Below are 7,887 nucleotides of genomic sequence, written 5' to 3'. Positions count from 1 at the left end.
AAGGTGGTTGTGGGGGCGACCTCAGTCACCACTGAACGCTGATAGCGTCCTGAAAGATCAAGAGCTTCACGAGATGCCTCGGACATACCTCTTTGTTCTTCAGTATGGTAGAATATGGCTGAACGGTACTGACTGCCGACATCCGGCCCCTGCCGGTTCAGCTGGGTTGGATCATGGCACTGCCAGAAGATCTTCAGCAACTGTTCATAGCTGATCCGCTCGGGATCAAAGGTCACCTCAACCGCCTCAGCATGGCCGGAGCTACCACTACAGACCTGCTGATAGGTCGGATTTTCAAGCGTACCGCCGGTATAGCCCACCCTGGTAGCAACAACGCCAGGTTCATCGTAAAACGATTCTTCCACGCCCCAGAAACAGCCCGCTGCAAAGGTAGCCTTTTCCATATCGCCTCCATGCAAAAAAGGGGGCCTAAAGCCCCCTTCCGGTTACATCATCTTTTCCATTTCATCCGCTGATATATCAAAGTTTGCATACACGTTCTGGACATCATCACAATCTTCAAGTCGATCCATCATCTTCAGCATGCTTTCTGCCTGCTTACCCTCAAGCGCCACCTGGGTTTGCGGGATCATGGTAACCTCAGCATTCTGAAATTTGAAACCTTTTGCCTCAAGGGCATCCTTCACTTCGATGAAGCTGGACGGCTCCGTGTACACCTCAATCTGTTCATCTTCTTCAACCACATCATCGGCACCTGCATCAAGGGCAGCCTCAAACAGCTGATCGAAATCAACCGATTTGTCATAGCTGATCAACCCTTTTTTATCAAACATCCAGGCCACACAGCCGGCCTCTCCCATGTTACCGTTACACTTGGTAAAGATACTGCGCACTTCAGAGACGGTACGGTTACGGTTATCGGTCATAACCTCAACCAGTACAGCTACACCGGCTGGGCCGTAGCCCTCATAGATGATCTCTTCGTAGACAACCCCTTCCATACCGCCGGTGCCTTTTTTGATGGCCCGTTCAATATTATCCTTGGGCATGTTTTCGCCCTTGGCTTTATCAATAGCTGTTCTCAGGCGAGGGTTAGCTGCCGGATCACCACCACCCAATTTTGCTGCAACCGATATTTCCTTGATAATCTTGGTAAAGATCTTACCACGCTTGGCATCTGCGGCACCTTTTTTGTGCTTGATGGTACTCCATTTATTATGGCCCGACATATTCCTACTCCTTCACCATAAAATCTGTATCTGCTCCATGACGGAACTTGTTTTTTTAACATGGCGTATACCACCTGTCCAGAGTGAAAATGCTGTGCTGTATGCTGGACAGCCGTCAAGCATCCTGTTACTCTCAAACCTCGAATCACACTTAATGGAGGAATCAAGCAATGGCACCTGCCTGCTCACTGCGAACCTTTAGTTTAGTGCTTCTGCTTGCGCTACTCGTTGGTTGTTCTGCTATACCAGCAACCAAGCCCTATAACAAAGACCTACCGCCTGTTCTTGCTCAGGATGAGCTGCTACGTCCTTACGAAAAGCTAGGCAGAATCCAGATTTCCAGAGAGGTCTACTTCACTGATTATGATTTGAAGCTCGATCCAAAACTGCAGGAATGGGGCATAACGTCGCTCCGCGAAGAGGCGCAGAAAATGGGCGCTGACGCCCTTATATTTCCCGAGGTCACCAGTCGCCAAATCACCATCGTCATGTTTCCCGCTTTTCCCGCCACAGAATATCGTGCTGCCGGCGTAGCGATTAAATTCAAATAATCTTGACAGACACCTGATAAGTTAGATATAAATGCAATTCTTCAAAGTTTATCGGCGACGTAGCCAAGTGGTAAGGCAGAGGTCTGCAAAACCTTTATTCAGCGGTTCAAATCCGCTCGTCGCCTCCAATAAAACAAGGGGTTAGCCAATATGGCTAGCCCCTTTTGTTTTGCTATGGGAACGTTTATGGGAACACTTTCTATTTATACCCCCAAATCCACCTACACAACCAACACTCTGATATTTTGCAATACAACCAAGCTGTCCTCCAATTCCCCCAAGAGACTCACCAATTAATGCTTTCTGTTATTTCATGGTGTTTTCTGCTATGTAAACACAATCGTTGTGCCCGCCTACATGTGCTCTCTGCTCAAGGCAGCCAGACCGACGAACAAATTACTGTGGTGGAGGGTGGAGCGTGAGCCAGGCTAAAACATCACATTTCAATGTTTACTGCGACGAAAGCAGACATACATCCAACCCCGAAGACCCGTTCATGGTGATTGGTGCTTTGGCCTGCCCGCGTGACAAGAAAGATGAGATTACCCGGCGCATAAATGCGATAAGAAAGCAGCACGACACCTGGCGTGAATTTGGCTGGAAAACCTTATCTCCCAATCGTCGTGATTTTTACTGGTCACTGCTTAACTTGTTTGCAACGGAATCTTGCCTTTCCTTCCGCTGTATTGTGGCAGACCGTAGCGCCCTGGATCACGATCAGTTTAATGATGGTGACAATGAGCTTGGCTTTTACAAATTGTATTACCAGATGCTGGTTCACTGGCTAAAACGTGACCACGCCTACCATATCTTTCTTGATGGCCAGCAAAACAGAACGCAGCGGCGTTTTATAGACCTGCGGGATATCCTCCGGCGCAGGCTGACCGGCAAGGCCAAGGTTGAATGCCTGGAACCGGTAAGCTCTCACAGTATTCCACTGATACAGCTTGTTGATCTTCTAATCGGTGCAGTCGGTTATGCCTGGAATGAGCGGCAAGGAAGCGAGATTAAACTGTCATTTTGTGCAGATGTTGCCAAAGCAGCCGGTCTACGTACACTGAAGACCACAACAACTCTCTCTGCCGAAAAATTCAACATCTTCCACTTCACGGGGCGCTGAAATGTCGGAACACCTTTGGCCACTTGTCCGACTGGAAGCAGACACGGAAGAAGAACTTATAGCAGCATACCGAAAACTGTATCTTGAAACCTACGTAATCTCTGGCGGTAAAAAGCTGGAGCATTTTGACTGGCATGGTTTTCGGGTCTATTTTTCTGCCGGTGCATTTGACCACGCCTTTTCGGAAAGTACGGATTATCGTTTTGGCTCTGGCGTCCATACTGTGCCATTGTCACAGAGAAGGGCACGCTGCATCCTCTGGATCAAGGAGGTTCTGGCCGCCAGCAAGGGAACCATCGAGGTTTTACAGCAATTTCGTAAAGACAGCCGTAACCGACAGAAAAAGAGAAGGGTGCTGCTTGTTGTTGAAGAGAAATATGTTGTGGTGCTGGAGGCACGCGCAAATTACCAGGAATTTGACTTTATCTCAGCATTCCTGGCAGATGAAGTATATTTGAAGAAAATGCGGAAGGACAGCCTGCTATTAGAAACAAAAAAACCCCAGTCTTAACGGCGACTGAGGCACTGCCACGGTCCTAAACCTTAGGTAAAGGGCCACCAGCCTTTCGGCTTGTATCTAGTATACAATTTGCCGCGATGATTGCAACCACTTTTTGCATAAAAACAAAGAAAGCTGTTCACCCACTCATTTGCCCTGTCACTTCAGATAATGCTCCGTAATATCTCCGCGCTCGTGCCCCATTTCGCGGGACACCTCGGTCAAGCTCTGATCATAGGTCATACCAAGCTGCTGTAACTCCGTGTGCCGCTCCTGCGCCCATGACCAGCGCAAACCATGCGACCCCTCATAATTCTGTCCTGTTCGGACAGCAGCCTCTTTCAGATCAGAGCGATAAGCGTTCTTGTCGAACTCGAACCGTGTGCCACCAGCGACCTCAGCCGACAAGCGAGCATATGTTCCAGGCGAGACACCAACCTCCCGCTCTTTACCGCCCTTCCCTTCAACATGAATCCAGCCTTTCACAACCCCACTATGCGGATCAGCCCGCAAGCCCCGCAGTTGATCTTTCGTGACGTGATTAATCTCTGAAATTCGCGCCCCGCCCTCACAGCCTCGATGCTGAACACCAGCCTGTCTACGGTCCAGAAATGGGAGATTGGCGAGAAACATCCTGGCGGCCCTTCGCTGAAGCTTCTGAATATCCTTGATCGCAAAGGCCTTGAGGTGATGATTTAACCTTCATCTATCAACCAAAAGTTATTTACATTCACAAACACCGCATCCTTGCAATTCGAGTAACAATAGTCCATAATTGCAAACATGATACAGCGATATCTCACATCACACCTTAAAGACGCCCTTGCCCATGCTCCAGCTGTCGCCCTGCTTGGCCCCAGACAGGTTGGCAAAACAACCCTGGCTCTTGAGGTCGGTAGACAACTCAACGCCCACTACCTTGACCTTGAGTCGGAGCAGGATCGCGCAAAACTGGTTCAACCGGAACTGTATCTCACAGACCATCAGGACCGACTGGTCATCATTGACGAAATCCACCGGGCACCCGGCCTGTTCCCTGTCCTGCGTGGACTGATTGATAAGGGCCGCCGGGCTGGACGCAGATCCGGCCAATATCTGCTGCTAGGATCAGCATCACTGGATCTGTTAAGGCAATCTGGCGAGACCCTGGCAGGCCGGATCGCTTATCTTGAGCTGTCTCCCTTGCACCTGCTTGAGGTCGGCGCGCCATCTATTGACCAACTATGGGTGCGGGGCGGATACCCTGACAGCCTTTTGGCAGCCGATGACAACCGCAGCTTGCGTTGGCGTCAGGATTTTATCAGGACCTATCTGGAGCGAGACATACCACAGTTCGGGCCACGCATAGCGGCTGAGACCATGCGCCGATTCTGGGGCATGCTGGCCCATCACCAGGGAGGTCTTCTCAATACTGCCCAGTTTGCCCGAAACCTGGGAGTTGATGCCAAAACAGCTGCCAGCTATCTTGATCTGCTGGTTGATCTGTTACTGGTGCGACGCCTTCAGCCTTGGCACGCCAATCTGGGTAAGCGGCTTGTCAAGACGCCAAAGGTCTATGTCAGAGACAGCGGTCTGGTTCACGCATTACTGGCTATCCCCGACAAAGAGTCACTGCTGTCACATCCGGTTGTGGGGCAAAGCTGGGAATGTTTTGTAATAGAAACCATACTGACCTTCGTTCCGCGTGAGGTTCAGGGCTACTTCTATAGGACCAGTGGAGGTGCCGAGATTGATCTGCTGCTGGTCTGGCCGAACGGCAGTAAATGGGCAATAGAGGTCAAACGCAGCCTGGCACCAAAAGTTGAGAGAGGATTCCACGCAGCCTGCCTTGATTTAGAACCAGAACGAAAGTTTCTCGTTTATCCAGGCACAGAGCGATATCGGTTCTCGACCGACATCGAAGCAATATCGATATTCGAGCTGGCTGGATTGCTACAAAGCCCATAGAATCTAACTGAGGTGTTGCAACAACCAACAGCTATCTATAGACGGTTGTTTTATGCTACAAACTGCTACAAGATTTGCTACAAGCGACAGACGACGTCGGACGCATTACGAACACTAAAAACTGTATAATCAGCCACTTGAGCATCCAATTGGAGGCGACGGTTCAAATCCGCTCGTCGCCTCCAAAGAAAACAACGGGTTAGCTTACAAGGCTAACCCGTTTTTTTACTTCCGTGAGCGTTTCTAAAATCGCCATTCACCTCTCCCTTCCCTCGTCTTCGCAACTGTAATATTATTTCTAGGTATTAGACAACTATACCTGTATAAGCCATACATCTAATGTCATTTCGTGCAGATGGAGCCTCCATGCCTATTACCAAAACGCTGCAAGAACTGGCTGAACATCTCGGTGGACGAACCATGGGGGACCCTTCCCTCATCATTACAGGCCTTGGCACCCTTGATAATGCCCAAAAGGGCCAAATAACCTTTCTAGCCAACCCAAAATATGCAGCAAAAGTCGAAACCACCAGTGCCTCGGCAATAGTCATGACTGCTGCAGCCAATGGATTTGGTCGCAACGGAATTGTCGTAACAAACCCGCATCTCGCTTTTGCCAAACTACTGGCCCTATTTACGCACCGGAAGCGAACCACCAAAGGTATTATGACCGGAGCCTTTATCGGTGAGGGGGTCACTATGGGTGCAGAGGTATCCATCTACCCCGGTGCATACATCGGCGACGGGGTAAGCATCGGTGATCGGGCAACGATTCATGCTAACGTCACCCTATATGAAGGGGTGTCCCTGGGTGATGATGTCACATTGCACGCAAGCGTATCAGTGCGGGAAGGTAGTCGGATTGGTAATCGAGTTACTATTCACAATGGTTCGGTCATAGGCGGTGACGGTTTCGGCTATGCACCGGATGGTGATGGCTGGTTCAAGATCCCACAAGTTGGGATTGTTATTATTGAAGATGATGTAGAAATCGGAGCAAACAGCACCATTGACCGGGCAGCACTTGAAACAACCCACATCGGCCAAGGCACCAAAATCGACAATCTGGTACAGATTGCCCACAACTGCCAGATTGGCGATAACTGCATCATCGTGGCCCAGGCTGGCATCGCAGGCAGCACCAAACTAGGAAAACATGTCACCCTTGGTGGCCAGGTGGCCATTGTAGACCACTTGGTAATCGGTGATAATGCCATGATCTCCGGTCAGTCCGGAGTATTTAATAACGTTGCTAGCGGTGCCGTGATGAGCGGCACACCGGCCATCCAGCATCAATCACGTCTCAAGTCAGCTGCCGTGTTTCCCCACCTGCCTGAAATGCGCAAGACCCTTTTAAAGCTGAGAAATCGTATGACACAAGTTGAAGAACGCCTGGATACTCAGGGCAACTAAACCCAATATGCCTGGTGCGGTATTACATTTGCTCAGTCCACCAAGCCAAGCAACACACTGCAGTCTGATAAACTGTTCTAGGACACGACCAGCCAGAGAACTACCCCCTCTGTGGCACTAACCACGCGCATAAAATTCACCAGAAATTGCCCCACCACAATTTTTCTCCACAACCAGTTCACTGTTTGCCTTTCCACACCATTCACTTCTATAATGTCCGCACAATCATACGGCACACGTAACGATGAAAGGCACAGATACAATGCTCCTGCATAAAAAAGAGATTCTGAACCTGTTGGCAGAAGAGACCGAAGCGCTGCACTTCGCCTCTTTACTCCGCGCCTTTGGTGGCCGCCATATAAAAAACGAGCTCAAGCAGATAGTGGATGATCTGGTGCGTAGTGGTGAAGTTCTGCGTCTGCGCGGCAACCGCTACACCCTGCCGGGTGCAGAGAACAGTGGTACCGTACAGGGCAGCATTTCGATTCACCGTGATGGCTACGGTTTTGTTAAACCGGAGAGTGGTGGCGAGGACATCTTTATTCCGGGCAAGAACATTAACAACGCCCTGCATGGTGACAAGGTCTCGGTCAGAGCCGAAAAGAGCCGTTCCCAGCGGGGCAAGCTGGAAGGTCGGGTAATTGCCATCCTTGAACGGGCCAACAGCCGGATCGTGGGGAGACTGCAGCAGAGCAAGCGCGGCGCCACACTGGTGCCGGAAGAGTTACGGATCGGCACATTCTTTACCGTACCGGGCAATGCGGTCAACGGAGCGGTTGATGGGCAGCAGGTGGTGATTGAAGTCACTGCCTGGCCGGTGGGCGGACGGCCGCCAGAGGGTAAGGTGGTTGAAATTCTGGGCTGGCCCGATGATCCGGATGTTGAGGTACAGACCGTTATCCGCAAGTTTGCCCTGCCCCACACCTTTGAACCGGAAATCCTGGCAGAGGCGCAGGCTGCACCAGCCCAGGTCAGTAAAGATGACCTGAAAGACCGGGTTGACCTGCGCAAGATTCCCACCGTGACCATTGACGGTGAAACAGCCAAGGATTTTGATGATGCCGTTGCTATCCGTCCTGAAGGCCAGAATTTTCGCCTCTGGGTCTCCATTGCCGATGTCTCACACTACGTCAAACCTGGCAGTCTGCTTGACCGCGAGGCCTACCC

The 7,887-nt window shown here is 50.6% G+C and carries 10 protein-coding genes and 1 tRNA gene; 8 read left to right on the top strand and 3 right to left on the bottom strand.

Features of this window, described 5'->3' with window-relative positions:
* Positions 1-404 (bottom strand): peptide-methionine (S)-S-oxide reductase MsrA (gene msrA / locus OEL57_RS11260; protein WP_300740631.1); only part of this gene is annotated, 404 nt, incomplete at its 3' end.
* A gap of 42 nt (positions 405-446) precedes the next feature.
* On the bottom strand, positions 447-1,190 hold the full coding sequence (locus tag OEL57_RS11255; RefSeq protein ID WP_300740630.1) for a YebC/PmpR family DNA-binding transcriptional regulator: 744 nt from the start codon (positions 1,188-1,190) through the stop codon (positions 447-449).
* Positions 1,191-1,360: 170 nt separating this feature from the next.
* Here OEL57_RS11255 and OEL57_RS11250 point away from each other — a divergent pair, with 170 nt between their 5' ends.
* The 4 genes from OEL57_RS11250 to OEL57_RS11235 all read left to right on the top strand — a co-directional run bounded on the left by OEL57_RS11250 (position 1,361) and on the right by OEL57_RS11235 (position 3,372).
* Positions 1,361-1,741, top strand: a complete 381-nt coding sequence (locus OEL57_RS11250) for a hypothetical protein (protein WP_300740629.1) — start codon at positions 1,361-1,363, stop codon at positions 1,739-1,741.
* A gap of 53 nt (positions 1,742-1,794) precedes the next feature.
* Positions 1,795-1,869, top strand: a tRNA-Cys gene (locus OEL57_RS11245).
* Between the two features lie 290 nt (positions 1,870-2,159).
* Complete coding sequence (locus OEL57_RS11240; protein WP_300740628.1) at positions 2,160-2,861, top strand: DUF3800 domain-containing protein; 702 nt, start codon at positions 2,160-2,162, stop codon at positions 2,859-2,861.
* A 1-nt stretch (position 2,862) separates the two neighbouring features.
* A complete protein-coding gene (locus OEL57_RS11235) occupies positions 2,863-3,372 on the top strand; it encodes a hypothetical protein (protein ID WP_300740627.1) in 510 nt (169 codons plus the stop codon).
* A 147-nt stretch (positions 3,373-3,519) separates the two neighbouring features.
* Here OEL57_RS11235 and OEL57_RS11230 read toward each other — a convergent pair whose 3' ends face one another.
* Positions 3,520-3,846 (bottom strand): hypothetical protein, encoded by a 327-nt coding sequence (locus OEL57_RS11230; RefSeq protein WP_300740626.1) that lies wholly within the window; start codon positions 3,844-3,846, stop codon positions 3,520-3,522.
* Between the two features lie 93 nt (positions 3,847-3,939).
* Between OEL57_RS11230 and OEL57_RS17005 the strand changes: the two genes are divergently transcribed.
* The 4 genes from OEL57_RS17005 to OEL57_RS11215 all read left to right on the top strand — a co-directional run.
* On the top strand, positions 3,940-4,059 hold the full coding sequence (locus OEL57_RS17005; protein ID WP_414718517.1) for a helix-turn-helix domain-containing protein: 120 nt from the start codon (positions 3,940-3,942) through the stop codon (positions 4,057-4,059).
* Between the two features lie 84 nt (positions 4,060-4,143).
* Positions 4,144-5,307: an ATP-binding protein gene (locus OEL57_RS11225; RefSeq protein ID WP_300740625.1), complete on the top strand. Its 1,164-nt coding sequence runs from the start codon at positions 4,144-4,146 to the stop codon at positions 5,305-5,307.
* A 366-nt stretch (positions 5,308-5,673) separates the two neighbouring features.
* Positions 5,674-6,720: a UDP-3-O-(3-hydroxymyristoyl)glucosamine N-acyltransferase gene (lpxD, locus tag OEL57_RS11220; protein WP_300740624.1), complete on the top strand. Its 1,047-nt coding sequence runs from the start codon at positions 5,674-5,676 to the stop codon at positions 6,718-6,720.
* 262 nt (positions 6,721-6,982) lie between these two features.
* Positions 6,983-7,887, top strand: a 905-nt coding sequence (locus OEL57_RS11215; protein ID WP_300740623.1) for an RNB domain-containing ribonuclease, incomplete at its 3' end; no start/stop codon positions are given.

It is taken from the genome of Trichlorobacter sp. (assembly GCF_030247655.1).
Classification (GTDB): Bacteria; Desulfobacterota; Desulfuromonadia; order Geobacterales; family Pseudopelobacteraceae; genus Trichlorobacter.
The sequence above is the reverse complement of the archived record's forward strand: the minus strand, read 5'-3'. Positions and strand labels throughout refer to the sequence as shown.